At 60.9% G+C, this 24,501-nt stretch carries 23 protein-coding genes; 13 read left to right on the plus strand and 10 right to left on the minus strand.

Annotated elements, in window-relative coordinates; all coding sequences use genetic code 11:
• Nucleotides 1-233 precede the first annotated feature (233 nt).
• The 3 genes from QZ571_RS13920 to QZ571_RS13930 all read left to right on the plus strand — a co-directional run bounded on the left by QZ571_RS13920 (nt 234) and on the right by QZ571_RS13930 (nt 4,985).
• Complete coding sequence (locus tag QZ571_RS13920; RefSeq protein ID WP_295536028.1) at nt 234-2,453, plus strand: Hint domain-containing protein; 2,220 nt, start codon at nt 234-236, stop codon at nt 2,451-2,453.
• A 118-nt stretch (nt 2,454-2,571) separates the two neighbouring features.
• On the plus strand, nt 2,572-4,083 hold the full coding sequence (gene betC, locus QZ571_RS13925; RefSeq protein ID WP_295536031.1) for a choline-sulfatase: 1,512 nt from the start codon (nt 2,572-2,574) through the stop codon (nt 4,081-4,083).
• Nucleotides 4,084-4,157: 74 nt separating this feature from the next.
• A complete protein-coding gene (locus tag QZ571_RS13930; RefSeq protein WP_295536034.1) occupies nt 4,158-4,985 on the plus strand; it encodes an aldo/keto reductase in 828 nt (275 codons plus the stop codon).
• Between the two features lie 19 nt (nt 4,986-5,004).
• Here QZ571_RS13930 and QZ571_RS13935 read toward each other — a convergent pair whose 3' ends face one another.
• The 8 genes from QZ571_RS13935 to tatA form a co-directional block, all read right to left on the minus strand.
• A complete protein-coding gene (locus tag QZ571_RS13935; protein WP_295536037.1) occupies nt 5,005-6,294 on the minus strand; it encodes a DUF3422 family protein in 1,290 nt (429 codons plus the stop codon).
• A 118-nt stretch (nt 6,295-6,412) separates the two neighbouring features.
• On the minus strand, nt 6,413-7,714 hold the full coding sequence (locus tag QZ571_RS13940) for an FAD-binding oxidoreductase (protein WP_295536040.1): 1,302 nt from the start codon (nt 7,712-7,714) through the stop codon (nt 6,413-6,415).
• 4 nt (nt 7,715-7,718) lie between these two features.
• Nucleotides 7,719-9,083 carry a glutamine synthetase family protein gene (locus QZ571_RS13945; RefSeq protein ID WP_295536042.1) on the minus strand — a complete coding sequence of 455 codons (1,365 nt, stop codon included), beginning with the start codon at nt 9,081-9,083 and terminating at the stop codon, nt 7,719-7,721.
• 3 nt (nt 9,084-9,086) lie between these two features.
• Nucleotides 9,087-9,785, minus strand: coding sequence for a type 1 glutamine amidotransferase (locus QZ571_RS13950; protein ID WP_295536045.1), 699 nt, complete (start codon nt 9,783-9,785; stop codon nt 9,087-9,089).
• 227 nt (nt 9,786-10,012) lie between these two features.
• Nucleotides 10,013-10,855 carry an ATP-binding protein gene (locus QZ571_RS13955; RefSeq protein WP_295536047.1) on the minus strand — a complete coding sequence of 281 codons (843 nt, stop codon included), beginning with the start codon at nt 10,853-10,855 and terminating at the stop codon, nt 10,013-10,015.
• The gene (gene tatC / locus QZ571_RS13960) at nt 10,852-11,721 is read right to left on the minus strand and encodes a twin-arginine translocase subunit TatC (protein ID WP_295536050.1); all 870 of its coding nucleotides are present in this window, start codon (nt 11,719-11,721) and stop codon (nt 10,852-10,854) included. The genes QZ571_RS13955 and tatC overlap by 4 nt, the downstream gene beginning before the upstream one ends.
• Nucleotides 11,718-12,320 (minus strand): Sec-independent protein translocase protein TatB, encoded by a 603-nt coding sequence (gene tatB / locus QZ571_RS13965; RefSeq protein WP_295536053.1) that lies wholly within the window; start codon nt 12,318-12,320, stop codon nt 11,718-11,720. The genes tatC and tatB overlap by 4 nt, the downstream gene beginning before the upstream one ends.
• A gap of 70 nt (nt 12,321-12,390) precedes the next feature.
• Nucleotides 12,391-12,615 carry a twin-arginine translocase TatA/TatE family subunit gene (gene tatA, locus QZ571_RS13970; RefSeq protein ID WP_295536056.1) on the minus strand — a complete coding sequence of 75 codons (225 nt, stop codon included), beginning with the start codon at nt 12,613-12,615 and terminating at the stop codon, nt 12,391-12,393.
• A gap of 97 nt (nt 12,616-12,712) precedes the next feature.
• Here tatA and QZ571_RS13975 point away from each other — a divergent pair, with 97 nt between their 5' ends.
• The 3 genes from QZ571_RS13975 (at nt 12,713) to QZ571_RS13985 (ending at nt 14,544) form a co-directional block, all read left to right on the plus strand.
• Complete coding sequence (locus QZ571_RS13975) at nt 12,713-13,204, plus strand: HTH domain-containing protein (RefSeq protein WP_295536059.1); 492 nt, start codon at nt 12,713-12,715, stop codon at nt 13,202-13,204.
• A 32-nt stretch (nt 13,205-13,236) separates the two neighbouring features.
• Nucleotides 13,237-13,875, plus strand: a complete 639-nt coding sequence (locus QZ571_RS13980; RefSeq protein WP_295536062.1) for a MarC family protein — start codon at nt 13,237-13,239, stop codon at nt 13,873-13,875.
• A gap of 75 nt (nt 13,876-13,950) precedes the next feature.
• Complete coding sequence (locus QZ571_RS13985) at nt 13,951-14,544, plus strand: TIGR02281 family clan AA aspartic protease (RefSeq protein ID WP_295536065.1); 594 nt, start codon at nt 13,951-13,953, stop codon at nt 14,542-14,544.
• A 3-nt stretch (nt 14,545-14,547) separates the two neighbouring features.
• On the opposite strand, the gene QZ571_RS13990 is transcribed toward QZ571_RS13985, so the two are convergent.
• Entirely contained in the window at nt 14,548-15,927 is a 1,380-nt protein-coding gene (locus QZ571_RS13990) for an L-serine ammonia-lyase (RefSeq protein WP_295536067.1), read from the minus strand.
• Nucleotides 15,928-16,023: 96 nt separating this feature from the next.
• On the opposite strand from QZ571_RS13990, the gene QZ571_RS13995 reads away from it, so the two are divergent.
• The 7 genes from QZ571_RS13995 (at nt 16,024) to QZ571_RS14025 (ending at nt 22,736) form a co-directional block, all read left to right on the plus strand.
• Nucleotides 16,024-16,179 (plus strand): hypothetical protein, encoded by a 156-nt coding sequence (locus tag QZ571_RS13995; RefSeq protein ID WP_295536070.1) that lies wholly within the window; start codon nt 16,024-16,026, stop codon nt 16,177-16,179.
• A gap of 340 nt (nt 16,180-16,519) precedes the next feature.
• The gene (gene rpiA / locus QZ571_RS14000) at nt 16,520-17,305 is read left to right on the plus strand and encodes a ribose-5-phosphate isomerase RpiA (RefSeq protein ID WP_295536073.1); all 786 of its coding nucleotides are present in this window, start codon (nt 16,520-16,522) and stop codon (nt 17,303-17,305) included.
• 127 nt (nt 17,306-17,432) lie between these two features.
• On the plus strand, nt 17,433-18,788 hold the full coding sequence (gene gor / locus QZ571_RS14005) for a glutathione-disulfide reductase (protein ID WP_295536076.1): 1,356 nt from the start codon (nt 17,433-17,435) through the stop codon (nt 18,786-18,788).
• A gap of 55 nt (nt 18,789-18,843) precedes the next feature.
• Nucleotides 18,844-20,031, plus strand: a complete 1,188-nt coding sequence (gene hflK, locus QZ571_RS14010) for an FtsH protease activity modulator HflK (RefSeq protein WP_295536079.1) — start codon at nt 18,844-18,846, stop codon at nt 20,029-20,031.
• Complete coding sequence (locus tag QZ571_RS14015; protein ID WP_295536081.1) at nt 20,031-20,951, plus strand: protease modulator HflC; 921 nt, start codon at nt 20,031-20,033, stop codon at nt 20,949-20,951. The genes hflK and QZ571_RS14015 overlap by 1 nt, the downstream gene beginning before the upstream one ends.
• A complete protein-coding gene (locus QZ571_RS14020; protein ID WP_295536083.1) occupies nt 20,951-21,151 on the plus strand; it encodes a DUF2065 family protein in 201 nt (66 codons plus the stop codon). Before QZ571_RS14015 ends, QZ571_RS14020 begins: the two co-directional genes overlap by 1 nt.
• A gap of 175 nt (nt 21,152-21,326) precedes the next feature.
• The gene (locus tag QZ571_RS14025; RefSeq protein ID WP_295536089.1) at nt 21,327-22,736 is read left to right on the plus strand and encodes a DegQ family serine endoprotease; all 1,410 of its coding nucleotides are present in this window, start codon (nt 21,327-21,329) and stop codon (nt 22,734-22,736) included.
• A 1,106-nt stretch (nt 22,737-23,842) separates the two neighbouring features.
• On the opposite strand, the gene QZ571_RS14030 is transcribed toward QZ571_RS14025, so the two are convergent.
• Nucleotides 23,843-24,501 (minus strand): formyltetrahydrofolate deformylase (locus QZ571_RS14030; protein WP_295536085.1); only part of this gene is annotated, 659 nt, incomplete at its 5' end.

The following is a 24,501-nucleotide window of genomic DNA, read 5'->3' on the forward strand; positions in this document are numbered from 1 at the left end:
GGCGACGGAGAGCAAATCACAGCGCCGCCACAAATAAGCCCAACGAAAATCCCCATTGCTTTGCACAATAGTGATGTTAGTTGAGTCTCAAAGAACAAGTATCCGAGCAGTAACCAGTTTTCTTTCAACAGATCTATCAAACGGGATGATGTCCCGCTTGCCCCGCACTCTGGCGGGCCAGATGTGTCTGCGGATCACCAGGATACTGCGCGCAACTTAAGGGCACCCGCGCAATGGCGAGCACGTTTAACTGGATCTATCTGGACAGTTCGACCACCTTTATCGATCCGACCGAAGGCAACTCCAGCATGGAGAATTACAATGCCTTCACCGGAACCACCTTCGGGACCGCCACCGCCCCCCTTTACCAACACATCACCTCGGCGACGACCGTTGACAATGGCGGCACCTCGGGCGCGCTGGATACCAATAACAACATCTCCAACGATCAGATCATCACCAATGTCGGCAATGGCACCGAAACGCTGATCTATGATGGTCTGGTCGTCTATAATGCCACGCTGACCTATGTCGATGGCACCACGGCAAACGTGTCCGCTGTGATCGTGCAAACGACGGATGGCAAAGTTTTCCTTGCGCCAGAGATGACCGCCAATGCCGATACCACCGCCTATGAGGCCAAGCCGATCCAGTCGATCCTGCTGAACAGCGCGACCAGCTATACCAACACCAACCTCGGCGCGGATCGCTATCAAACCGGCTTTGACGATGGCTATATCGACGGCACGTCGGGCGGCGACCTGATCAATAGCAGCTATGTAGAGCCGATCGCGAATGGCTCGGACAAGGTCGACAACAACGATGCCGGCCTGCCCGGCAGTTCGGGCAATGACGACTATATCCGCGCAGGCGGCGGCAATGACACCGTCTTGGCTGGTCTGGGCAATGATACGGTGATGGCGGGCACGGGCAATGATTCCGTCGATGGTGGCGCGGGCAACGACTCGCTTATGGGCGAGGCTGGCAATGACACGCTGATCGGTGGGGCAGGCAATGACACGCTGAACGGTGGCACAGGGGCCGATAGCCTTGTTGGTGGCGACGGTAATGACACGCTGATCGGCGGCGCGGATAATGACACGCTTTCAGGCGATGCGGGTAACGACTCGCTTGATGGCGGCACCGGCAATGACAGCCTGCTGGGCGGTGTTGGCAACGACACGCTGCATGGTGGTGCGGGCGCGGATGTGCTGAACGGCGGCAGCGGCATGGACTACGCCGATTACACCGATAGCGGCGCAGGCGTGAACATCAACTTGGGCGCGGCTACCGCCTCGGGCGGGGATGCGGCGGGTGATACGCTGTCGGGCGTGGATGGGATTTATGGCTCGGCCTATGGCGACACTTTGGTGGGGTTTGACGGATTCTCGACCGACCCAACCGACGGCTACACCAACGTCTTTTACGGCAATGGCGGCAATGACTACATCGACGGCGCGGGGGGCGATGACAGCCTTTATGGCGGCGCAGATAATGACACCGTGCTGGGCGGCGCGGGCAACGATCTTGTCGATGGTGGCAGCGGCAATGACAGCCTTGATGGTGGCGCAGGCAATGACATCGTGCTGGGTGGCGCGGGCAATGACACGCTGACTGGCGGTGCGGGGGCTGACACGCTTTCGGGGGGCGATGATCAGGACACCTTCGTCAACCTGACCAATGGCGATGTCGTCGACGGGGGCGAGGGCGGCACCGATTTCGACACGCTTGATCTGCGCGACTGGGGCAAGGACCTCACGAATATCACCTTTGATCCGGGCAATCCCGAGAATGGCTCGGTCGAATTCCTCGACCCCTCGGGCAATGTCGTCGGCACGATGAGTTTCACTAATATCGAGCGCGTGATCCCCTGTTTCACGCCCGGCACGCGGATCGCAACGCTGCACGGAGAGCGCTTGGTCGAGGACCTCGAGGTCGGCGCGCGCGTGCTGACGCGCGACAATGGCTATCAGACGATCCGCTGGATCGGCAGACGCCACCTTAACCTGTGCGAACTGCGCGCCACGCCAGCGTTTTACCCGATGCGGATCGCGCCGGGCGCGCTTGGCCCCGACATGCCGATACGCGAAATGCGAGTATCGCCGCAGCATCGGCTGCTGTTGACCGGGCCGCGCGCGGAGTTGCTGTGCGGCGAGCCCGAGGCGCTGGCCGCCGCGCATCATCTGGACGGGCTGCCCGGGATTGCGCGCGACGAAAGCGTGCAAGAGGTGATCTATATCCACCTGATGTTCGATCAGCATGAAATTCTGTCCTCGGACGGGCTGTGGAGCGAAAGCTACCAGCCCGGCGTTGCCACTCTGCGCGATATGGAGGACGGCCCCCGGCGCGAGCTGTTGATGTTATTCCCGGAATTGGCGGCAGGCATGCTTGCCTATCCGGCGGCGCGCCCGAGCCTGAAACGCTATGAGGCGCGACTGGTCCTTGCCGCCTAAGGACGAGGTGCGGGCGCGATCAGGGTTGCGCCGTGGGGCCTGCGTTCGATAGACGCGATGGAAAGGATGGCGTGCAAGGCGCGCCCTGCCCCGTCTCACGCCGACCGCGAGGAGCCCCATGACCCAGCGCAATATCTTGATCTTGATGGTTGATCAGCTCAACGGCACGTTGTTTCCCGATGGCCCCGCCGACTGGCTGCATCTTCCCAATCTGAAAAAGCTGGCCGCGAAATCGGTGCGTTTCGCCAATGCCTATACCGGCTCGCCACTCTGTGCGCCGGGGCGGGCAGCCTTCATGTCGGGCCAGCTTCCCTCGCGCAATGGCGTCTATGACAACGCCGCCGAGTTCCGCTCGGACATTCCGACCTATGCCCATCACCTGCGCCGCGCGGGCTATCAGACCTGCCTGTCAGGCAAGATGCATTTCGTCGGCCCCGATCAGTTGCACGGCTTTGAGCAACGTCTGACCACCGACATCTACCCCGCCGATTTCGGCTGGACGCCCGATTACCGCAAACCCGGTGAGCGGATTGATTGGTGGTATCACAATATGGGCTCGGTCACCGGGGCGGGCGTGGCCGAGATCACCAACCAGTTGGAATATGACGACAATGTCGCGCATGAGGCGCGCATGAAGCTCTATGATCTGGCGCGCGGCGATGATGCGCGCCCGTGGATGCTGACGGTCAGTTTCACACATCCGCATGACCCCTATGTTGCGCGTCAGAAATACTGGGATTTGTATGAGGATTGCGCACATCTGGAGCCAGAGGTCGGCGCGATCCCCTTTGACGATCAAGACGCCCATTCCAAGCGCTTGCTGGAGGCCAATGACTGGCGCGCCTTCGACATTACCGTTGAGGATATCCGCCGTTCGCGTCGCGCCTATTTCGCCAACCTGTCCTATCTCGACGATCAGATCGGAACGCTGCTGCAGGTGCTGCAAGACACGCGCCAAGAGGCCACGATCCTGTTTGTCTCGGATCACGGCGATATGCTGGGCGCGCGCGGGCTGTGGTTCAAGATGAGCTTTTATGAGGGCTCGTCCCGCGTGCCGATGATGCTCTGCGATCCCGACCTCGCGCCGGGGCTGATCAGCGATCCGGTTTCGACCATCGACGTGACGCCGACACTATGCGATCTGGCGGGGATTTCGCTGGCCGAGATCGCCCCATGGATCGACGGGCAAAGCCTGTTGCCGCTGGCGCAAGGCACCCCGCGCACGGCCCCCGTAGCGATGGAATATGCCGCCGAGGGGTCTTTTGCGCCGCTGGTGAGCCTGCGCAAAGGGCGTTTCAAGCTGAACCTCTGCGCGCTGGACCCCGATCAACTGTTCGATCTGCAGGCCGACCCGCATGAATTGACCAATCTCGCCACCGACCCTGCGCATGACGATACGCTCGCCGCGTTGAAAACCGAGGCTGCCCAGCGTTGGGACGTGGAGCGGTTCGATCAGGATGTGCGCGCAAGCCAAGCGCGGCGCTGGGTCGTCTATGAGGCGCTGCGACAGGGTGGGCACTACCCGTGGGATTACCAGCCGCTCAAGAAGGCCTCCGAAGCCTATATGCGTAATCACATGGATCTCAACGATCTTGAGAACCGCAAACGCTTTCCGCGCGGAGACCCATAGCTTCTTCGTGATCACCTTTCCTCTGTTGCGTTGCGCCCTACCCTCGTGACCAACCGCAATAAAGGAGAGCCTCCATGTCTGTCCCGATGATCACCCTCAACGATGGCACGAAAATCCCGCAACTCGGGCTTGGCGTGTGGAAAATGCCCGATGACGAAGCGCCCGGCATCGTCATGAGCGCGCTCAATAACGGCTATCGCCATATCGACACAGCCGCCATTTATGGCAATGAGCTCGGCGTGGGCAAAGGCATCGCGCAAAGTGATGTGGCGCGCGAAGACATTTTCGTGACCTCAAAGCTTTGGAACGATCAGCAAGGTTATGACGAGACCCTGCGCGCCTTTGATGAAAGCATGGGTAAGCTGGGCTTCGAGACACTTGATCTTTATCTGATCCACTGGCCGATGCCTGCCAAAGATAAGTTCGTCGAGACCTGGAAGGCGTTCATTCGGCTGCGCGACGAGGGCCGCGTGCGTGCCATCGGCGTGTCGAATTTCCTGCCCGAGAACCTCGAGCGGCTGGTCGATGAAACCGGCGTGACCCCGGCGCTCAATCAGGTGGAACTGCACCCGCGGTTTCAACAACTCAGCCAGCGCGCCGCCCATGCAAAACTGGGCATAGCGACGGAATGTTGGTCACCGCTGGGGCAAGGCGAATTGCTAACCGAACCCGCCCTGATCGAGATCGCCTCGCGCTATGGCAAGTCCGCCGCGCAGGTGATTTTGCGCTGGGAGATCCAGCTTGGCCTGATCACCATTCCGAAATCGTCCAATCACGACCGGATGCGCGAGAATATCTCGGTGTTCGACTTTGAACTGACCATGGAAGAGATGGCCCAGATCGCCGCGCTCGATTCCAAGGATGGCCGGATCGGGCCGGACCCTGCAACGGCAGATTTCTGAGGCACTTGCGTGGGCGGGCCTAGTGCTTGCCCACGCTGTTATGAATGCGCCGGATCATCAGCCAGACCATCAGGATCACCAGCGGCGTCAGCCCGGCAACCATCAGTTCTTTCGAAACCCCGACCTGCTTGGCCACCGGATAGGCCAGATAGCCCGCCAGACTGACCGCATAATAGCTGATCGCGACGACCGACAGCCCCTCGACCGTGTGCTGCAACTTGAGTTGCAGGTCTGATCGCCGATCCATGCTTTCCAGCAGTTTCTGGTTCTGCGCCGAGCGTTCCACATCCACTCGCGTGCGCAGCAACTCGCCCGCACGCGCCGCGCGCGTCACCATCTGACGCAGCCTCGTTTCGGCAGATTTCACCGTGCGCACCGCCGGGTCATAGCGCCGCGCCATGAACTCGCTGAGCTTTTGACGCCCTTCAAAGCGGTTTTCGCGCAGGCTTTCGACGCGTTCACGCACGATCGCCTCATAGGCGCCCGTGGCCGAGAACCGGAAGGAGTGCTGCACCGCAAGGCTCTCCAGCTCGGCCGAGATTTCCAGCAAGCCGTGCAACGTCGCCTCGGCAGAGCGCGCATCATCGCCCATGCCTTCGACCAATGCGGTCAGTTTGGGATCAAGGGCGTTGAGGCGATGCGACAGATCGCGCCCGCGCGTCAGGCCCAGCATCGACATCGCACGATAGGTTTCCAGCTCGCACAGGCGCTGCACCGTGCGCCCGATCCGCCCCGGCCCGGTGCCCGGACGCACGAAAACCGCGAACCGCATCTGACCATTGGGATCAATTCGGAAATCGCCCGCCACAACCGCCGCCCCGTCCAGCACCCAGGTGCACACAAGGCTTTCGGCGACGAACCATTGCTCTAGGAACGGGTCGATATCGTCGGGGTTGGCGGGCAGTTCCTCGATGCGGATCTGCACGGCGGCAAGCCGCCCCCCCGGACCCGAAGCGATCCAGCTTGGCGGAAAAACCTCGGTTTCGGCAGGGTCAAAGGGGCGCGCCGAGGTGCCGGGCGCAAAGGCGAGATAGGTCGTGAACTCGGTATGGCTTTCCCATTTCAGCTCATGGCGCCCGATCTTACCCGCGTAATGGGTGATCCCGGTTTGCGGCGGGGTCGCGCCGGCGCGGGTAAGCAGCGCTTGCAGATGCTCTTGATCCTTGGCGCGGTCGCGATTGGCCGCATTATGGGGCTCTTTGAAGGCGACATAAACGGCATGGCCGGGCACGCTCAACCTTGGATAGGGGCGGGCGTGAAGCTCGTTGACCAGCGCATAGCGCTGCGGGTGATCAGATATCGGGTCCATCGCAAATTCCTGTGGCTCACGGTGCCGTTACTGCTTGCTGAGACGAAACCGCCCCGCAATCAAGCGTTTGAGGGTATGCAACAGTATATCGTGCAAATCTGCCACAGCCGGGGCCGCGTTACAGCCCGATCCGGTCGCGCATCGCAAACCACGTCATCGCCAGCGCCAAAAGCGGGCTGCGCAACATGCCGCCGCCCGGAAAGCTTGGCACGTTCAGCCCCGCCATCAGATCGAACTGCTCCGCTTGACCGGCCACCGCCTCGGCCATGATTTTGCCCGCCAGCGTGCCCATCGCCACGCCATGCCCGGAAAACCCGCTGGCCGAGAGCGCATTCTTCAGCGGGCGCGCGAAATAGGGCATCCGCGAACGGGTAATAGCCAGCGTGCCGCCCCAAGCGTAGTCGATGCGGGTATCAGCGAGGCCCGGATAGACCTCCAGCATCGGCTTGCGCACGGTTTTCAGGATATCGGGAAAGCGGTAGCCATAGCTTTCACCCCCCCCAAACAGCAGACGGTTATCCTCCGACAGCCGCCAGTAATTCACCACGAATTTGGTGTCGGCTACGGCCACGTTTTCGCGCAAGACCTGCGCGACGCGATCCCCAAGCGGCTCGGTTGCGATGATGAAATTGTTGATCGGCATCACCCGGCTGGACACACGCGGCGCAAGCTGGCCCATATAGCCATTGCCTGCAAAGATTAGATGATCGGCGTCGATATGGCCGTGGCGCGTTTGCACCCGCACCTTCGCGCCGGGGCGGATGTGATGCACATGCGAATTCTCATGGATTTGCACCCCGGCCTTGTCACAAGCCAGCGCCAACCCTTGCGCGAAATTCAAAGGATGCAGATGGCCCGCGCCCCGGTCGATATCGCCGCCCAGATAGGCATCGGAGGGCAAGATCGCGTGCAACGCGTCCCGGTCCAGCGGCTGCACCTGATCATAGCCATACTCGCGCGCCAGCTTTTCCGCCATGTGATGGGAATGGGTGACCTCAGCGGCTGTGCGGCAGGCGTGAACGATGCCGGGATGCAGGGTCACGGGGATCGCGTGATCCGCAATCAGATCGCGGATCAGCTGCTTGGCTTCTTGGCCCAGATCCCACAGCTTGCGCGCCATCTCGGGGCCATGCGCGGCCTCGAGATCGTCTTGCTCAAGACGCTGCCCCGAGCCCACCTGCCCACCATTGCGCCCGCTTGCGCCAAAGCCGACACGGTGGGCCTCTAGCAGGGTCACGCCAAAGCCGCGCTGCGCCAGATGCAGCGCCGCCGACAGCCCCGTGAAGCCCGCCCCCACGACACACACATTGGTGTCGTGGCGCCCCTTCAACTCGGGCCAGCGTCGATCCGTCAGCGCGGTGGCAGCATAATAGCTTGGCGCGTGCTCACCTTGGCGATCATTGGCGAAAAGCAGATCCATCAGATCACACGTTCAACAGCAGGTGTTCACGCTCCCACGGGCTGATGACTTGCAGGAACTCTTTGTATTCGTTTCGCTTTACCGCCTCATACACATTGCAGAATTCCTCTCCCAGCACATCGCGAACCGGGGCGCTTTCGCTCATCAAATCCAGCGCATCGCCCAAGGTCACGGGCACATCTTCGGCCGACATATAGGCATCGCCCAGACATTCGGGCTTGGGCATCTTCTTTTCCTTGAGCCCAATATAGGCGCAAGCCAAAGACGCCGCGAGCCCCAGATAGGGGTTGCAATCCATCCCCGCCAAACGGTTCTCGATCCGGCGCGCGGCAGGCCCCGAGATCGGCACCCGCAAGCCGGTGGTGCGGTTGTCACGCCCCCATTCCAGATTGATCGGCGCGGCAAAATCGGGAACGTAGCGACGATAGCTGTTCACATAGGGCGCAAGCAGCGCAATCACCGCCGGCAGATGGCTTTGCAGCCCCGCGATGCAGTGCATGAACGCCTCGGTCTCGCTACCATCGGGGTTGGAAAAAATGTTCTCGCCGGTTTTGATGTCGATCACCGATTGGTGGATATGCATCGCCGAGCCCGGCTCGCCCTCGATCGGCTTGGCCATGAAGGTCGCGAAGCAATCGTGGCGCAAGGCCGCCTCGCGGATCAGTCGCTTGAAGTAGAAAATCTGATCGGCCAAATGCACCGGGTCGCCATGCGCAAGGTTGATCTCGATCTGACCCGCACCGCCCTCTTGCAAGATGCCGTCGATCTCAAAGCCCTGCATTTCGGCGAAATCATAGATATCGTCGATCACCTTGCCGTATTCATCGACCGCGCTCATCGAATAGGCCTGTTTCGCCGCCGCGCGCCGCCCCGAACGCCCCATCGGCGGAATGATCGGCTGGTTGGGGTCGATATTGCGCGCAACGAGGAAGAATTCCATCTCGGGCGCGATGACCGGGCGCCAGCCCTCGGCCTCATACAGCGCCAAGACCCGCTTGAGCACATTGCGCGGCGCGATCGGAACCGGGTTGCCCTCTTGATCCTCGACATCGTGAATGATCTGCAAGGTCCAATCTGCCGTCCAAGGCGCGGCGGTCGCGGTCGAGAAATCGGGCGTCAGGATCATGTCCGGCTCGGTGAAGGCACCGCTGGGATTATCCGTCCACTCGCCCGTGATCGTTTGCAAAAAGATCGAGTTCGGCAGGAAAAACCGATCTTGAAACTTGAATTTCGAGGCCGGCATCGCCTTGCCGCGTGCCACCCCCGCAATATCGGCGACGATACATTCCACCTCGTCAAGGCGGCGCCCGTTCAGGTAGTCACGCGCCGCTTGCGGGATCTTGTCGGTCCAATCCGATGTCTGGCTCATCTGTCAGCTTTCCGGGCGCGCCAGCGCCCTGTCTTGCAAGAAAAAATCCGCGATCATTTCGGCGATGCGTTGCGATCCGTTGGGCTGACCCAGCCGCGCTCGCGCCGCCTGCATCAGAGGTTCGGGCACCACGCCTTGTCCGCGCGTTGCCATCAGCCCGTCAACAAAGCCGTCGCGAAACTCTGGATGGGCCTGCACCGAAAACGCACGATCCCCGTATATCAGCGCAGGATAGCGACAAAAATCGTTTTGCGCTATGGGCTTGGCCGTGGACGGGATTTCCGTCACCTGATCCTGATGCCATGCGTTAAGCGTAATCGCCTCGCCCTCAAAATCATAATCCTGCGGTCCAACGGCCCAACCCTGCGGGTATTTCTCAACCCGCCCGCCCAACGCCTGCGCAATAATCTGATGGCCAAAACAAATCCCCACCAGCGGGACATTCGCCGCAACCGTATCGCGGATAAATTGCTCAAGCGGAGCGATGAATGGATGATCCTCATAGGCGCCATGACGCGAGCCGGTAATCAACCAGCCCTCGCAGTCATGCACGTCTTTCGGCAACTCCATATTCTCGACATCATAGCGCACGAACTCCAACCCGCGCCCCGCTAGAAGGCGTTCGAACATATCGGGGTAATCCCCCGCTTCTTCGCGCAGCACATCAGGCGATTGGCCGGTTTGAAGGATACCGATTTTCATGAAAGCTCCGAGGGCTTTGTGGGTGCAGCACTTGCCGCTTTGACGAAAGGCTAATGCGACCCGCAAGCCGCCGCAAGGGGGGCGCTGCCCCCGTCTCGTTACACGAGACTCCCCCGGGATATTTTGAGAATTTGGAAGCGAAGAAAAGTTTGGCTTCCAAATTCCCGAAATATCCCGGGGTGAATTTGCGCAGCAAAGAGGGGCAGCGCCCCCCTGTTCGGTCGCAATCAGATCGCGATACCTTGGCGTCCGGCGAGATCGGTAAAATATTGCCACGCCACGCGACCCGAGCGTGACCCGCGCGTCGCCTGCCATTCGATTGCCTCGGCGCGCAAGGTTTCGGCGTCAATCTGCACCCCGTAGGCCGCGCAATAGCCCGCGATCATCGCCAGATACTCATCTTGCGAACAGGGGTGAAAGCCCAGCCACAGCCCGAAACGATCCGAAAGCGACACTTTTTCCTCGACCGCCTCGGAGGGGTTGATCGCGGTGGAGCGTTCGTTTTCGATCATGTCGCGCGGCATCAGGTGACGCCGGTTCGAGGTCGCGTAAAGGATCACATTGGCTGGCCGCCCCTCGATCCCGCCATCCAGAACCGCCTTGAGCGATTTGTAATGCTGATCGTCATGGCTAAAGCTCAGGTCATCGCAAAACAGCACGAAGCGCAGATCGGGTTCAGCGCGCAGATGCGCCAGCAGCCGCCCGACCGAGGGCAGATCCTCGCGCGCCAGTTCCACCAGCTTGAGCGGCAAGCCTTCGGCCACCGCCGCCGCATGCGCCGCCTTCACCAGTGAGGATTTCCCCATTCCGCGTGCGCCCCAGAGCAGCGCATTATTGGCCGCCGATCCGCGCGCAAATTGCAGCGTATTGGCCAATAGCGTGTCGCGCGATCGATCGATCCCGTGCAACAGCCCCAGATCGACCCGCGAGACCTGCGCGACAGATTCCAGCCGGTCAGGCGCGGTGTGCCAGATGAAGGCATCGGCGCAGGTCATATCCGGGGCGGGTTGCGGCGCGGGGGCAAGTCGTTCCAGCGCCTCGGCAATCCGGCCAATCGCATCATCGCTCATGAACGCCCCTCGTCTTCGCCCTCGTCTTCATCTTCGTCCCATTCTTCGGGGTCGATCCATGTGCCTTCGGCGCGCATCCGGGCCTCACGGGTCTTTTCAATCCGCTTCACCAGCTGGATCGAAATCTCATAGAGACCATAGACCACGGTGAACAAGATCACTTGGCTGACGACATCGGGCGGTGTGGCAATCGCGGCCACGATCAGGATCGCGACGACGGCATATTTGCGCATATTGCCAAGGCCCGCTGAAGACACCAGCCCCGCCTTGCCCATCAGCGACAGCAACACTGGCAGCTGGAAACAGATGCCAAAGGCCATCACGAATTTGATCGTCAGATTGAGATATTCCTGCACCGAGCCCTGAAAGCCGATCGCGGCCATCTCATTGCTGCCTTGATGCGCGGCCATATCACCTTGCTGAAAGCCAAGGAAGAAATTGAACGCCAGCGGCAAGATCACGTAATAGGCGAAAGCCGCGCCGAGGAAAAACATGATTGGCGAGGCAACCAGGAACGGCAGGAACGCGTTCTTTTCATTCTTATAAAGACCCGGCGCCACAAAGCGCCACATCTGATAGGCGATGATCGGGAAAGACAGCGCGAACCCACCCAAGAAAGAGATGTTGATCGCGACGAAGAAGCCTTCTTGCAGCTTGATCAGATAGAGCCCGCATTGCTCTCCGCGAGAGGACAGCGCGTGGCAGACCGGGCGAGTGAGAAAGTTGAAAATCGGGTTCCACACCGTGTAGCAGACCACCATTGCCACCACGAACGCGCCCAGCGAATACAGGATCCGGGTGCGCAGTTCCGCGAGGTGCTCAATCAGCGGCGCAGCGCTTTGCTCCATGTCATCGGGGTCGCTCATGCGTCATCTTTCTTGGGCGCGGGTTTGGCCGCTGCGGTCTTGCGTGCGCTGGCAGATGTCTTCGCCGCCGTTGCTTTGGGCGTTGATTTAGGCGCGGATTTGGCGGCGGTCTTTGCAGGCGCTTTCTTGGCACTTGCGGCTTTCGCTGCCGGGGCTTTGGGTGCGGCTTTCGCCGTCGCAGCCGATTTGGCAGCAGGTTTCTTCGCTGCTGGCTTCTTCGCCGCCGATTTTGCGGCGCTTGCGGGCGCGGGCTTGGGCGGCGTGGCCTCGGGATCGGGCTGCAGCGTATTGGGTTTGGCTGCGCCGGGCCCTTTGGGCTCCCATTTCTCAAAACTGTCAGCAGCCTTTTCCAGCGCATCCAGCCCAAGCGACTTTTTCGAGGTCAGCTTTTTGAGATCGCGCACCGAATTGGCCGCTTCATCCAGACCGCTATCCTTGGCCGCATCCTCCATCGCCGAGGAGAACTCGCGCGCCATGGCCTTGGCCTTGGCGGTCATCCGTCCAAGCTGATGAAACATCTTGGGCAAGTCCTTGGGACCCACCACGATCAGCGCCACGACGCCAATCAGCAGAAGTTCACTCCAACCGATATCGAGCATGCGAAATCAGACCCTCCGGTCAGCGGTTCACGGGTGCATCACGCCGCGCGGCATGATGCGCAATCAGACCTCAGACCTTGTCTTTTTCTTTTTTCGGCGTGATGTCGCGCGCCTCGGTCTCGTCTTCAAGCGAGGCAGTCTCGATCTCGTCGGTGCCCTCTTTGACGCCCTTCTTGAAGGACGTGATGCCCTTGCCGACCTCGCCCATCAACGACGAGATCTTGCCGCGCCCGAACAGGACCAGCACCACAACAGCGATCAGCAGAAGGCCGGGTAGGCCGATATTGTTAAGCATTGTTTTCTCCCCTCGAGCGCAGACCCGCCGCCTGCGTTCTTCGTTCAAGGGAAGTATTTATGACCATGCGCGCCCCAATCCTAGAGAGATTCGCCCTATGAGCACTGTCTTGGCGCAGATTACTGACAGTTCATTGTCAGTTGCCCTCGGGGGCGCTAGGCTCATCGCGCCCAAGATCACACAGGAACGCAGCGAAATGGCCATGACGCGCGACGAGCGGCTGCAACAGATCATCGCGATCCTGCGCGATGGCAAGATGCATCGCGCGCGCGATCTGGCGGGGCACCTCAGCGTCTCCGAGCGCACGATCTGGCGCGACATGGCCGAAATCTCGGCCTATGGCGTGCCCGTCGAGGGCGAGCGCGGCGTGGGCTATATTCTGCGCCGTGCGGTGGCGCTGCCCGCGCTTGTGCTGACCGATGAAGAGCAAAGCGCGCTGGCGCATCTTCTGGATCTGGCCGAGCAGGTGGACGATCCGCGCCTCGCCGCCGGGGCCGCCAGTCTGGCCGCCAAGATCCGCGCCGCCCTGCCCCCGCCCCGCCCGCAAGACGCGGCGGAAGGGCTGGCGGGAGATAAGGCGAACGGCTAGGGTCGCGCTGAGGACAAAACCCCGGAGGGATCGTGTCAGGCGCCGAATATATCACCGCTTTCGTGACCCTTTTCGTCATCATCGACCCGATCGGTCTCACGCCGGTCTTCGTGGCCCTCACGCTGGGAGAAAGCCACAAGGCCCGGATGCGCGTGGCAATCCGCGCGGTGCTGATCGGGGGTGGGTTGCTGACCTTGTTCGGGATCTTTGGCGACAAGATTTTGGCCGGGATTGGCATCTCGATGCCCGCCTTTCGCATCGGCGGCGGCATTTTGCTGTTCCTGACCGCGCTGGACATGCTGTTTGAGCGGCGCACCAAACGGCGCGAGCAGCAGGGCGAGGAGCACGAGGTCGAGCCCGATCACGACCCCTCGGTCTTCCCGCTCGCCACACCGCTGATCGCAGGCCCCGGTGCCTTGGCCACGATGATCCTGCTGGCGGGCAAGCCGGGCGCTGACTGGCTGCATGTCGGTGCAATTATTGGTGTGATGTATGCGGTTCTGGCCTGCATGATGGCAATGTTCCTGCTCGCCTCGCCGATTGAGCGAATGCTGGGGCGCACCGGCACGATGGTGGTCACGCGCTTGCTGGGGATGTTGCTGGCGGCCTTAGCGGTGCAATTCATTCTGGACGGTTTGCGCGGTGCGGGCTTGATGGGCCTTGCGGGCTGAGGCAAAGCGCCCTCTGTGAATTCGAGTGCAGCCGCCCTACATCTTGTCCTAGGCGAGTAGCGTAACGAGGCCCGCGTGGTAGAGTCGATCATAACCGAAAATTGGGGCAGGCTGGTCTATCTTGGCCTGCTGTTTATCGCTGTAGGCGGCTATTTCGCCTTGGAAATTCGCCGCCGTCCCGGGCGTACCCTGCAACAAGCCGCGATCTGGGGGCTGATCTTTCTGGGCACGCTGGCGGCGGTGGGCCTGTGGTCGGATATCCAGCGCCAAGTGGTGATCCCCGAACAAGCGGTGATGACCGATGGCAAAATTGAGGTCAACCAAGCCCCCGATGGTCATTATTACCTGACCGCCGGGGTCAATGGCACGCCGATCCGCTTTGTGGTCGATACCGGGGCCAGCCAGATCGTGCTGACGCAAAAGGATGCCGCGCGGGCGGGCATCGACACCAACGGGCTGGCCTATATCGGGCAGGCCTCAACCGCGAACGGGGTCGTGGCGACCGCGCCGATCCGCATCGACAGCTTCGATCTGGGGCCGATCCACGACCAGAACCTGCGCGCAGTGGTCAATCGCGGGCAGATGGACACTTCGCTGTTGGGAATGACCTATCTGACGCGCTTTGCGAAAGTTGAATTCTCGCGCGGCAAGCTGATTTTGCAGCGCTAGGGGTCAGCAGTTCGGTACGTTCACGGCCAAACCGCCAAGGCTGGTTTCCTTGTAATGTTCATGCATGTCGCGCCCGGTCTGGCGCATGGTTTCAATCGCGGCATCGAGGGGCACGAAATGCGTCCCGTCACCGCGTAACGCAAGGCTCGCGGCCGAAATCGCCTTGATCGCGCCCAGACCGTTGCGCTCGATGCAGGGCACTTGCACCAGCCCTTTGACCGGATCGCAGGTCATGCCCAGATGATGCTCCAACGCGATCTCGGCAGCATTCTCGATCTGCGCAGGCGTGCCGCCCAGAACCGCCGCCATCCCCGCTGCGGCCATGGCCGCCGCCGATCCAACCTCGGCCTGACAGCCGCATTCCGCACCCGAGATTGACGCGTTGGTCTTGATCAAGCCGCCCACCGCCGCCGCCGTCAGCAGAAAATCGGGAATTTTCGCAGCGCTGGCCGAGGGCACATGATCAAGCCAATAGCGAATCACCGCAGGCACCACCCCCGCCGCGCCATTGGTGGGAGCAGTCACCACCTGCCCACCGGCGGCGTTTTCCTCGTTCACCGCCATCGCATAGGCCGAAATCCAGTCATTGATCTGATGCGGCGGGGTCAGGTTGCGCCCCCAATCCACGCGCAGGCTTTCATGGATCGCGCGGGCGCGGCGCTTGACGTGCAATCCACCGGGCAACTCGCCGTCGGTGGTCAGCCCGCGCTCCATGCAATCGCGCATCGCGGCCCAGATCTTGGCAAGCCCCGCATCCAACGTCGCCACATCGCGAAAGCGCAGCTCATTACGGCGTTTCATCTGCGCGATGGACAGTCCCGAGCTTTGCGCCATCGCCAGCATTTCTTCGGCGGTGCGAAACGGGAAGGGCACGGGCGAGGGGGCATCGCGCGCGGCATCGGTGACTGCGTCCAGCTCGGCTTGGGTGCGCACAAACCCGCCGCCGATCGAATAATAGACCTCTTGCAGGACCACATCACCCTGCGCATCCAGCGCCGATATCACCATGCCATTGGCATGCGCTGGCAGTGGCGGGCCATAATCGAAAATCAGATCGGTTTCAGGATCAAACACCATCGGTGCCAAACCGGGCGGGCAGAGCCGCTTGTCGCGTGCATTGGCTGCCAACGCTGCATCGGCGGCGTCGCGATCATAGTCCTCGGGGGCAAAGCCTGCGAGGCCAAGGATGCTGGCGCGATCAGTCGCATGGCCCTTGCCGGTAAACGCCAGTGAGCCATGCAGCCGCACCCGCAGCCCATGCGCCACAAAGGGCGAGCTGCGCAACGTATCGAGAAACCGCGCACCCGCCACCATCGGCCCCATCGTATGCGACGAAGACGGCCCGACGCCGATCTTGAACATATCAAAAACGCTGAGAAACATCCGCTCTCCCTGCCCGGTTGACCCCACGCCCGCAGAGTGCCGGGTTTGCCCCTGCCGTAACAGCCCCAAAGCGACGTTTGCAGCGAGAAAATAGGCATGGCTGACGCGATTTTCACCAATTTGGGGAATGTTCGAGGCGATCAATTCGGGGGAATGATGCCGATTTCAGGCACAGATCCGTCTGCGCCCGACGCCACTGCGGACACGAGCGCTGAGGGCAATACCAGCTTCGCGCCCCCCGGCATCGAATGACTACACTTTCTCTTTGATCACCCCGAGATCAACTTTGCCCAAGGGGTACGCGCCGAAATCCTGATGCCCGGCCCGCAAGTGCTGCGCGGCATCGAGACAAGCAAGGCGATCAGGCTGCGCAGCGCTTGCGCAAAAAAACCCGCAATCCGCCCTGCCCGCGCGCGCAATTTTGCCCCCCGGTCATGCATGTCGTCTGTCCAAGCGACGCGGCGGGCTGGCAAAGTTGCTGCGCGCCTGATGCGCGCGCCCCTTGCGAAACGCCGCAGGGGGTCAATTCGCGCTCGCACCGCTTGGCGCGATTGCCTATAAGCAGTGCAAATACCCTATAATGGAGTGACCGATGCCTGCCGACCTCTCCCCTATCGATAAGGCGAAATTCGCCGCCGCCCGCCGCGCCGTTGACCTGATCGAAGACGGAATGCGCGTGGGCATGGGAACCGGATCAACCGCCGCTTGGATGGTGCGTTGTCTGGGCGAACGCGTGCGCCAAGAGGGGCTGCGCCTGCAAGGCGTGCCAACCTCAACGCGCACCGCCGATCTGGCGCGTCAGGTGGGCATTGACGTAGTGTCGCTCGATGAGGCGAAATGGCTTGATATCACGATCGACGGTGCCGATGAGTTCGACCGCGAATTGAACCTGATCAAAGGCGGCGGCGGGGCGTTGTTGCAAGAAAAGATCGTGGCGACCGCGTCCGATCAGATGGTGGTGATCACCGATGCTTCGAAAGAGGTGAACCATCTGGGCGCCTTCCCGCTGCCCGTTGAGGTGATCCCCTTTGGCTGGCAAACCTCGCGCGCCTTGATCGAGGAATTGCTGGAATCGATGGATGTGCTGGGACGGCAGACCACGCTGCGCCTGAACGGCAGCCAGCCCTATGTCACCGATGAGGGCAATTACATCGTCGATCTGCATCTCAACCGGATCGGCAATGCGCGCCAGATTGCGCTGGTGTTGAACCAGATCCCGGGCGTGGTCGAAAACGGGCTGTTTATCGATATCTGCGACATGGTGATCATCGGCGGCTCTGATGGTAAGGTCGAGATCCGCGATATCAACGATGGCAGCATCGCCAATGAGAAGGTCGATTTCGCCGAGGATGACAACATCTTCCACGATATGGAATGAAGCACGCCAGCCTTCCGCCGGATCGCCTGTGTAAGCGGCGGTCGGGCGCGATGGTTCGGGCACGGCGCAGATCTGCGATCACAGTGCGCCGACAACGCGATGACACGGAAACAAGGCAATAGATTCGATGCATTTTGACTATGATCTTTTCGTCATCGGTGGCGGCTCGGGCGGGGTGCGCGCGGCGCGTATTGCGGCTTCGGAATACGGCGCCAAGGTCGCGTTGGCCGAGGAATACCGGATGGGCGGTACCTGTGTGATCCGCGGCTGCGTGCCCAAAAAGCTGATGGTATTCGCTTCGACCGCGCCCGGCGCAATCCGCGAGGCGCGCGCCTATGGCTGGGACGCGCACTGCGGCGATTTCGACTGGATGGCGTTTCGCACCAAGCTGGATAACGAACTCGACCGTCTTGAGGCAATCTATCGCAAGGGCCAGTCCAACGCGGGCGTGACCGTCTACGATCAGCGCGCCACGGTATCGGGTGCGCATGAGGTGACGCTCGCCGATGGCAGTACCGTCTCGGCCAAGCATATTCTGGTGGCGACCGGCGGGCAGCCTTTTGTGCCCGACTTCCCCGGCAGCGATCTGGTGATGACCTCCAACGATATCTTCAAGATGGCGGCCTTGCCCAAGCGTATCCTGATCGTGGGCGGGGGCTATATCGCGTGCGAATTCGCCTGCATCCTGAATGGATTGGGCGTGAGCGTGACGCAGTTCAACCGCTCGCCACTGCTGCGCGGCTTTGATACCGAGGCGCGCGATCTGATCGTCGATCAGATGGCGGCACGCGGGATCAATATTCACACGCATATGGTGATCACCGAAATCACCAAGCAGGGCGACGAGCTGATCGTGACCTGCGGCGATGGGCGCGAGACGCGCTTTGACGCGGTGCTTTACGCCACGGGGCGCGTGCCCAATACCGAAGGGCTGGGCCTGGAAGCTGCGGGCGTCACCCTGGGCGAGCGCGGCGAGATCGTCGTGGATCAGTGGTCGCAAACCAATATCCCCTCAATCTACGCGGTGGGCGATGTGACCAACCGCATCAACCTCACGCCGGTTGCGATCCGCGAGGGCCATGCCTTTGCCGATACCGTATTTGGCGCGAAACCCAAACATATGGATCACGAACTGGTGGCCTCGGCCGTGTTCACCCAACCCGAGTTCGGCACCTGCGGCATCACCGAGGAAGAGGCCGCCGAACGTGGTCAGGCCGAGATCTATGTCTCCAGCTTCAAACCGATGCGCTCGGGGTTTGCTGGGGCCGATGACCGCGTGCTGATGAAGCTGATCGTGTGTCGCGAAAGCCGCGCGGTGCTGGGCTGTCATATTGTCGCGCCCGATGCGGGCGAGATGATCCAGATGGTCGCCATCGCGATGAAGATGGGCGCGACCAAAGAACAATTTGATGCAACTTGCGCAGTCCATCCCACGATGGCCGAAGAACTGGTGACTATGCGTAACCCGGTACGTCATTATTGAAATCACGAACGGAATGCCCAAGTGTTCCGGGAGATAACGGAAAGGTGAGGACCATATGAGCAACGGAGGCCCCTGGGGCGGCGGTGGCAGTGGCGGCGGCGATGACGACCGCGACGAGCCGCAAGACAACAAACGGCCCGGACAGCGACGCCCCGGCGAGGGCGGCGGCCAAATTCCCGAAATCGAAGACTTCATGCGCAAGGGCTCGGAACAGCTTAAGGTGCTGATGGGCGGACGCGGCGGCAATGGTCGCCCCAATCGTCCCACCGGCGGCGGCGCTGGCGGCCCCTTCCCGGCCAAACTGGCCATTCTGGTCGGTGTGATCGCGGTCGCAGGGTTTTGGGCGTTCTCCTCGTTTTATAAGGTCAATCAGGGCAACCGCTCGGTCGAGCTGATGTTTGGACGTTACATCGCGACCAAAGGGCCGGGTCTGAACTTTGCGCCTTGGCCGGTCGTCACCTACACCAAGGTGCCCGTCACGCGCGAGCAAACGGTCGATATCGGCTCGGGGCGCTCTGGCACGAATGATAGCGGGCTGATGCTGACGGGCGATCAGAACATCGTCGATCTGGAATTCCAGGTGGTCTGGAATATCAACGATCCGGCGAAATACCTGTTCAACCTCGCCGATCCGCAGGGCACGATCCGCGCCGTGTCGGAATCCGCGATGCGCGACATTATCGCGCGTTCGCAACTGGCGCCGGTCCTGAACCGTGACCGTGGCGCGATTGCCGCCGATCTGCAAACGGCTGTTCAGGGCACGCTTGATAGCTATGATGCGGGGATCAACATCGTGCGGGTGAACTTCAACCGCGCCGATCCGCCCTCTGAGGTGATCGACAGTTTCCGCGAGGTGCAAGCCGCGCAACAGGTCCGTGACCGGTTGGAAAAAGAGGCCGATAAATACGCCAACACCGTGACTGCAGGTGCCCGAGGTGAGGCCGCTCAGCTTAAAGAAGAGGCCGAAGGCTATCGCGCCAAGATCGTGAACGCCGCCGAGGGTGACGCTGCGCGCTTTAACTCGATCCTCACGGAATACGAAAAAGCGCCCGAAGTGACCAAGCGCCGGATGTATTACGAAACGATGGGCCGGGTGTTGTCCGGGCTCAACAAAGTCGTCGTAGATACCAAGGCGGGTGGAAACGGCGTAGTGCCCTATCTGCCGCTTGATCAACTGCGTCCGGCTGGTTCAACCGCGTCCAGCCCCGCCAAAACGACGACGACAACCGGGGGGAGCAACTAATGCGTGGACCTTTTGCATTCGGTGTTCTGGTGATCCTCGTGGCACTGGGGCTGAACTCTTTCTTCGTAGTGGATGAAAAACATCGCGCTTTGGTGCTGCAATTCGGGCAGGTGAAACAGGTGATCACCAAGCCGGGGCTCAGCTTCAAATGGCCGATGATCGACACGGTCGTGCAATATGACGACCGTATCCTCAGCCTGACCACGCAACCCCTTGAGGTGACGCCGCTTGATGATCGTCGCCTTGTGGTGGACGCGTTTGCGCGCTGGCGCATCACCGATCTGGTGCGGTTCCGCGAAGCTGTGGGCACCAGTGGTGAAGATGGCGCACGCGACCGTCTTGATCGCCTGCTGACCGCGAAAATTCGTGAGGTGCTTGGTGCGGTTCCCTCGACGGCCGTGTTGTCCAAAGACCGCACGCCGCTGATGAACCAGATCCGCGACTTGGCCCGCAAAGAGGCGGCCTCGCTGGGGGTTGATGTCATCGACGTGCGCCTGACGCGCACCGACCTGCCCGATCAGAACCTGTCGGCCACCTATGCCCGGATGCGGGCAGAACGTGAACGCGAGGCCGCAGACGAGCGTGCCCGTGGTGCCGAGGCGGCTCAACGCGTGCGTGCAACCGCAGACCGCACCGTGGTCGAGGTGACTTCGCAGGCCCAAAAAGAGGCCGAGGTGATCCGGGGGGAAGCCGATGCAACCGCGAACAAGATCTATGCGGATGCCTACTCCAAGGATCAAAGCTTCTTTGCCTTTAACCGCGCGTTGCAATTTTATTCAGAGTCGATGAAATCGCAAAGCTCGTCTTTGGTGACGCAGCCCGACAGCCTTTACTTCAACTATGACGACTTCCTGCGTTCGATCGGGGAGGTTTCCAAGAAAACCGCCTCGTCAGTTGCACAAGGCGCAGCGGGTCAGTGATGATCTGGCTATTGACCGGTCTTGGACTGGTTCTGGTGATCGAGGGGCTGGCGCTTGCGCTGGCCCCTTCGCGTATCGAGGAGGCGCTGGAATTTCTGCGCGACCTCGGCCCTGCGCGGCGGCGCGCATTGGGGTTGATAACGCTGGCTTTTGGGGTTGCGATCTTGTGGGGGCTGCGTGCCTTTGGCGTCGGATTTTAACGGCTAGGGTGCATTTTCCGGAAAAGGAAAACTTCCCTTCGCGCCCCTGCGACCCTACATTTCAAGAAACCGAGAGCAAATCGCGCGGCTTTCATGAGCGCTGCGCAACAGGGAGAGGCTTATGAAATTCGTCACCGAGACCAGAATGGCTCTGCGTGGGGGGATAGGCGCGGCGATGCTGGCGCTGGCTCTGGCTGTGGCGCCGCTATCGGGCCCCGCCTATGCACGCGCAGCCCCGGAAAGCTTTGCCGATCTGGTCGATCAGGTCAGCAATTCGGTCGTCAACATCACCACCTCGACCACGGTTGCAGCGCCGACGAATGTCGGCCCGAATTTCCCGCCCGGCTCTCCGTTTGAGGATCTGTTCAAGGATTTCGGCCTGCCCGGCCCTGATGGCAAGAAAGGCCCGGCACGTCCGCGCCGCTCCAACGCACTGGGATCAGGCTTCGTGGTCTCGGAAGACGGCTATATCGTCACCAATAACCATGTGATCGAAGGTGCCGACGAGATCGAGATCGAGTTTTTCTCGGGCAAGCGCCTTGAGGCGAAACTTGTCGGGACAGACCCCAAAACCGATATCGCACTTTTGAAGGTGACCTCCGAAACGCCCCTGCCTTTCGTCAAGTTTGCCAATAGCGACAAGGTGCGTGTGGGCGATTGGGTGATGGCGATGGGCAACCCGCTGGGTCAGGGGTTTTCGGCCAGCGCGGGCATCATCTCGGCGCGCAATCGCGAATTGTCGGGCAGCTATGACGACTATCTGCAAACCGACGCGGCGATCAACCGGGGGAACTCGGGCGGGCCCCTATTTGACATGCAAGGCGAGGTAGTAGGCGTGAACACCGCGATCCTGTCGCCCAATGGCGGCTCGATCGGGATCGGCTTTTCGATGACCTCGAATGTGGTCTCCAAAGTCGTCGATCAGCTCAAGGAATTCGGTGAGACACGGCGCGGTTGGCTTGGTGTTAAAATTCAAGACGTGACGCCGGACATGGCCGAGGCGATGGGCCTGCCCGCCCCCGAGGGCGCGCTGGTGTCCGAGGTGCCCGATGGCCCCGCGAAAGAGGCCGGGATTGAGGCGGGTGACGTGATCACCTCGTTTGACGGCGGCGAGGTGAAAAGCACCCGCGATCTGGTCAAGCGCGTGGCCGATGCGCCCGTAGGCGAAAAGGTCCGCGTCTCCGTGCTGCGCGATGGCAAGACCGAAACTCTGCTGGTCACTTTGGGACGGCGCGAGCTGGCCGAGGGCGAACAGCCCCCCAAAGCCGTGCAGGCCCCGCAAGAGGTCGAGAAGGACATGCTGGGCCTGACCCTGACGCCCCTGACCGATGCGTTGCGCAGCGAAATGGGCCTGACCAAAGAGGCCTCGGGGCTGATCATCAAGTCCATCGACGAGACCTCGACCGCCTATGAAAAAGGCCTGCGCGCAGGCGATCTGATCACCGAAGCCGGGCAAAAGCCGGTCGCCTCGATGGGCGATTTCGAAGATCAGGTTGCAGCGGCCAAAGATGCCGGTCGCAAATCCATCCTGCTCCTGATCCGGCGCGGCGGCGAACCCCGCTTTGTAGCGCTGCCGATGGAATGATCTGACGTCTGAGAGATGCGAAAAGGCGCCCTGCGGGGCGCCTTTTTGGTTTGGATGGACGGGCAAAATGGCGAGCTTCGCTTTTGGCCGATGGTAGGTTTCAGCGTAGGGAACAGCTGGTTTGAGCCCATATTACCCTATGCCGCCTGAGCAACATCTTGAAGGTGCAGCGGGAAGGGGCCGTCGGTGCCGCCCCTTCGGAGCGCTTTGTGGCTACCGCAGCGAATGACCACTTCCCGCTCCGATACATCCGTTTACAAAATTCGGCTCCTTGATCGCTGAACAGCGATCTGCGTTAGCCCGCAAGAGGTTTAACATGTCATTTGCGTCTATGTCGAACGTCAGGATTCCGAGGCTGCCATCGGACTGCTGCAGTCCGATCACTATGTCAGTCTTCGGCGTATCTTTGTTTGAGATGATCGAACCCATGATTTCTAATGAGTCCCTGTACGACGTGTCCTCATCCAAGAGTGGAACTATGTCGAAGGTTAAGAGCTTGCTTCCGGGCGGAATTATTGCGTCGTCATCATTCCGCAGGCGAACCTTCGTGGCTGGTGCGAGGTAATTGCTATGCATCCGAGCGCCAGCTAGAGTCGCTGGCGCATCACCGCTGTTGACCGCCACCACTCGAAGAATCGTTCCGTCTAACGCGGGCATGATCAAACGAGCTTTGGAATAGGGTCTGTGAAACAGCTTGAATATCGTGGGTCCGGTAAGGCCGATTACAGAAACAAACGCGGTAGCTAGGGCAAGCACGGTCGTGGAAACCGAAAAAGAACTCCGCCAATCCTGATATGAACTACAGTGGGAGCACAGCTTAGCGCCTTGCGGGATCTGAAGGCTGCACTGCTTGCAAACTGTCTGCGGATTTTCTCGTTCGACCATGAACGGACGGTACACGGATCTTTTTTTTGCACAAGATGGCGCGTGGATGCTTCGTGCGGTAAGAATCTGCGCTTCGCAGCCGTTCGTGTAGAGCGCAGCAAACGCCAGCTATCCGCCCTTCCGGCAAGACCTCTCGCAGTCGCGGCAGGGATCGAGCCGTTGCAGCGAATGGCAATAAAGTCCGCTAAGCTGACCTCGCAACATATTGCAGCGCCAGCACCTCACCCCATCCGCTCGCTCGCATACGACCCCGGCGATGCCGGGAAGACCACCGTTTTGCTATCATTGATGAAAACGCGGTGGTGGATATGGGCGTGGATGGCGCGGGATAGGACTTGCGCCTCGACATCGCGGCCAAGGCTGACGTAATCCTCGGGGCTTTGCGCATGTGTGATGCGCACGGTGTCTTGCTCGATAATCGGGCCTTCATCAAGATCGGCGGTGACGTAATGCGCTGTCGCCCCGATCAGTTTCACGCCACGCTCATAGGCTTGTTTATAGGGGTTCGCGCCCTTGAAAGAGGGCAGGAACGAGTGGTGGATGTTGATGATGCGGCCCGACATTTTCTGGCACAGCGCATCCGACAGGATCTGCATGTAACGCGCCAGAACCACCAGTTCGGCTCCGGATTCCTCGACCACCTCAATCAGACGCGCCTCGGCTTCGGGTTTGTTTTCCTTGGTCACCTTGATGTGGTGGAATGGCAAATCATGGTTCACCACCACCTTTTGATAGGTCAGGTGGTTTGACACCACGCCCACGATCTCGATCGGCAGCGCGCCGATGCGCCAGCGATAGAGCAGATCATTCAGGCAATGGCCGAAATTCGACACCATCAGGATGACCTTCACCTTGTGGCTCGCATCGCGCACCGCCCAAT

It is taken from the genome of uncultured Thioclava sp. (genome assembly GCF_913064665.1).
Lineage (GTDB): Bacteria > Pseudomonadota > Alphaproteobacteria > Rhodobacterales > Rhodobacteraceae > Thioclava > Thioclava arctica.

Coding starts and splice junctions, on each gene's coding strand:
- QZ571_RS13945 (WP_295536042.1), bottom strand. CDS start 9,083: ATGAGCCAGACATCGGATTGGACCGACAAGATCCCGCAAGCGGCGCGT.
- QZ571_RS13940 (WP_295536040.1), bottom strand. CDS start 7,714: ATGGATCTGCTTTTCGCCAATGATCGCCAAGGTGAGCACGCGCCAAGC.
- QZ571_RS14025 (WP_295536089.1), top strand. CDS start 21,327: ATGCTGGCGCTGGCTCTGGCTGTGGCGCCGCTATCGGGCCCCGCCTAT.
- QZ571_RS13955 (WP_295536047.1), bottom strand. CDS start 10,855: ATGAGCGATGATGCGATTGGCCGGATTGCCGAGGCGCTGGAACGACTT.
- rpiA (WP_295536073.1), top strand. CDS start 16,520: ATGCCTGCCGACCTCTCCCCTATCGATAAGGCGAAATTCGCCGCCGCC.
- QZ571_RS14015 (WP_295536081.1), top strand. CDS start 20,031: ATGCGTGGACCTTTTGCATTCGGTGTTCTGGTGATCCTCGTGGCACTG.
- QZ571_RS13995 (WP_295536070.1), top strand. CDS start 16,024: ATGGCTGACGCGATTTTCACCAATTTGGGGAATGTTCGAGGCGATCAA.
- hflK (WP_295536079.1), top strand. CDS start 18,844: ATGAGCAACGGAGGCCCCTGGGGCGGCGGTGGCAGTGGCGGCGGCGAT.
- tatC (WP_295536050.1), bottom strand. CDS start 11,721: ATGAGCGACCCCGATGACATGGAGCAAAGCGCTGCGCCGCTGATTGAG.
- tatA (WP_295536056.1), bottom strand. CDS start 12,615: ATGCTTAACAATATCGGCCTACCCGGCCTTCTGCTGATCGCTGTTGTG.
- QZ571_RS13990 (WP_295536067.1), bottom strand. CDS start 15,927: ATGTTTCTCAGCGTTTTTGATATGTTCAAGATCGGCGTCGGGCCGTCT.
- gor (WP_295536076.1), top strand. CDS start 17,433: ATGCATTTTGACTATGATCTTTTCGTCATCGGTGGCGGCTCGGGCGGG.
- QZ571_RS13930 (WP_295536034.1), top strand. CDS start 4,158: ATGTCTGTCCCGATGATCACCCTCAACGATGGCACGAAAATCCCGCAA.
- tatB (WP_295536053.1), bottom strand. CDS start 12,320: ATGCTCGATATCGGTTGGAGTGAACTTCTGCTGATTGGCGTCGTGGCG.
- QZ571_RS13920 (WP_295536028.1), top strand. CDS start 234: ATGGCGAGCACGTTTAACTGGATCTATCTGGACAGTTCGACCACCTTT.
- QZ571_RS13935 (WP_295536037.1), bottom strand. CDS start 6,294: ATGGACCCGATATCTGATCACCCGCAGCGCTATGCGCTGGTCAACGAG.
- QZ571_RS13975 (WP_295536059.1), top strand. CDS start 12,713: ATGAGCACTGTCTTGGCGCAGATTACTGACAGTTCATTGTCAGTTGCC.
- betC (WP_295536031.1), top strand. CDS start 2,572: ATGACCCAGCGCAATATCTTGATCTTGATGGTTGATCAGCTCAACGGC.
- QZ571_RS13950 (WP_295536045.1), bottom strand. CDS start 9,785: ATGAAAATCGGTATCCTTCAAACCGGCCAATCGCCTGATGTGCTGCGC.
- QZ571_RS14020 (WP_295536083.1), top strand. CDS start 20,951: ATGATCTGGCTATTGACCGGTCTTGGACTGGTTCTGGTGATCGAGGGG.